Source organism: Gilliamella sp. Bif1-4 (assembly GCF_001690535.1).
GTDB lineage: Bacteria > Pseudomonadota > Gammaproteobacteria > Enterobacterales > Orbaceae > Gilliamella > Gilliamella bombi.
Window position 1 is genome coordinate 1 of the sequence record NZ_LZHC01000045.1, and the last position, 1,982, is coordinate 1,982.

Here is a 1,982-nt window from a genome sequence, read left to right on the forward strand (position 1 = left end):
TATTATAATCGGATACGCCGTCATTCAGCCAATGGCTGGGTATCACCTGAACAATATGAACAACAATATTACCAAAACGAAAAAATGATAGAGGCGGGCACTGTCTAATATTTTGGCGAGGATCATCTCCTGAAAGATCATCAAGTAATCCTCACGGAGGAAGTGCTTGGAAATTATTTGATAAAGCAGGGAATAGAAAGGGTACTTTAAATGAAAACGGAGTATATTTAAGACCATGATAGATAAAAACTTTATAGATTTTTTGTTGTCTACAAATTTAGATGATAATGATTTTTTGAAAAAATATTATTTGAATATTCATGTTTCTTACTTTGATCATTTTTTGGATGAAGATGAATATTATAATACTGAATTAATCGCATATGTTGATGCAATTAAGGATCCAAAAAAATTAAATCTATTTAATTCCATTGAACAAAAGTTTGTAAATTTCTATAAAAAATTATACGAATTATCTAATAAAAAAGTGAGTTTATATAATGATGAAGGTAAAATTGCTCCAATTGATTCATATAATAAATTTAACCATTATATCCTTGATGCTATGAAAGAAAAAACTCTATGCACAATAGTTTTTCCATCATTAGAGTTATTTACATTAACTGGTTTTGATTTGACTCATTCTTTTTTTATATTAAAGCATGATTGTGAACAGGAGTTTATTTTAGAGAGAAAAATAGAAGCTATAGCAAATTCTATTGGATTACATGTTATTTAATGATCCCATTCTATATTTTTTATTTTTAGACCCTATAAATAAATTTGTGTATTTGCTGATTTTTAAACTACTCTATTGAGTAAAAAAGAGGTAAATACAAATCGACGAAAAAAGACTAAGAGAAATGGCAGCCGAGCTTGCCAAAGGAATAAAAAACCAAGAAGATTTAGGTAAATTAACTGGTTTTATGAATAAACTGGTGAGTGAAACGGCCTTAAATACTGAAATGGCCGAACATCTTGAACATGAAAAAAAATAAGAAGAAGCATGGCAGTAATAGCCACAATGGTTATAGCGGTTATAGCAAAAAGGCGGTTATTAGCGATGTGTAGTAACTCAAACTTAACCCGACAATCCTTGCCTATATTAGTGTATTCGTTATTAAAAATAAGTGACAGTTAATTCTGTCACTAAATCCCCTGTAATTAATTTTTTAATTGCTAATTTCGTTTTATCACCACTTTAGTGATTATTATTTTTATGACCATTGTAATAAATAAAGCCTAGTTACTGTATTGCTCATTGTTTCATATAACCCTTTATTCAAAACATAAAAAATACAGTAAGTTACCATTTTTTACTTACAAAAAATCAGTCAGGAAAGACATTGATTTTATTTGAGTTTTTCTTGATGTTTTTTGTGCTAGCCGTGGCGGTGATAGCCTCTGAAGCGAAAGACAAGAGCCAAAACCGCCTTGACACCGGCACAATCAGCTTTAGTGATATCGAAAACAAAGCGGACTACCAAGTCAGTAGCAGCAGTGCAGGGGTAAGCTCTAGCGGCATGCCATCGATGCCAACCAGTCGCAATAAAAACGAAAGCGAGCATTCGACGACGCATTCAGCGGTATCGGAAGGGACGATAATTATCCGCAATAAGGATGCTCAAAAACAAGATATCAACGAATTAAGCCATGATACTGAGCAGGCGAATAACGAGCTCAAACACATTTTTAACAAACAAAAAGAGCAAGACATCATCGACCAAACGCAGTTAGTAAGTGAAATTGGTGGTGAAACGTTAACGATGCTTAATCATATTGACCGGATAAGAGCTGAATCCAAGGCAAAAGAAGCGGTAGAAAAAGAACAAGAAAAAGCCGCAGACAAAGGCATCGTGTTAACCGACAAGCAGCAACAAAAAATCTACGAAGACGCCTACAAAGAATCGATGAACCAAGGCATGTCAGCGATGGGCAGTGATACCCGTCAAGGCATTGACATGGCGGTTAGTATCATCAAC

3 protein-coding genes are annotated in these 1,982 nt (G+C 33.6%); all 3 read left to right on the top strand.

The features are described 5' to 3' along the window. Positions 1-235 precede the first annotated feature (235 nt). On the top strand, positions 236-739 hold the full coding sequence (locus A9G25_RS06810) for a hypothetical protein (RefSeq protein WP_065626310.1): 504 nt from the start codon (positions 236-238) through the stop codon (positions 737-739). A 124-nt stretch (positions 740-863) separates the two neighbouring features. Then, complete coding sequence (locus tag A9G25_RS13180; protein WP_255307100.1) at positions 864-998, top strand: hypothetical protein; 135 nt, start codon at positions 864-866, stop codon at positions 996-998. 372 nt (positions 999-1,370) lie between these two features. Continuing rightward, on the top strand, positions 1,371-1,982 hold a 612-nt coding region (locus A9G25_RS06815; RefSeq protein WP_141675037.1), incomplete at its 3' end, for a hypothetical protein.